Raw genomic sequence first — 296 nt, 5'->3', positions numbered from 1 at the left:
TGTCCCTATAACCTTGACGGCTATTAGGCAAGCATTTACTACTTTGTGATGATGAGTTTTACTACCCTAAGTGTGTATTTCTACACGCTTAAATAAAACTTTACTTCTTCCAGATTGTTAAAGAACGTTACAGCAGATAAGTGTGAGCACTTGGCATGTTCCGAAGAACCTGCAAACTCTAGAAAGGAGGTGATCCAGCCGCACCTTCCGATACGGCTACCTTGTTACGACTTCACCCCAGTCACGAATCCTACCGTGGTAAGCGCCCTCCTTGCGGTTAAGCTACCTACTTCTGG

At 44.9% G+C, this 296-nt stretch carries 1 rRNA gene; it reads right to left on the bottom strand.

The annotated features are described in order from the left end of the window. Positions 1-182: 182 nt before the first annotated feature. Positions 183-296: ribosomal RNA gene (locus tag GTP44_RS26895) — 16S ribosomal RNA — on the bottom strand; the annotation flags it as partial.

Origin of the sequence: Duganella lactea (genome assembly GCF_009857505.1) — a bacterium.
GTDB lineage: Bacteria > Pseudomonadota > Gammaproteobacteria > Burkholderiales > Burkholderiaceae_D > Rugamonas > Rugamonas lactea.
The sequence above is the reverse complement of the archived record's forward strand: the minus strand, read 5'-3'. Positions and strand labels throughout refer to the sequence as shown.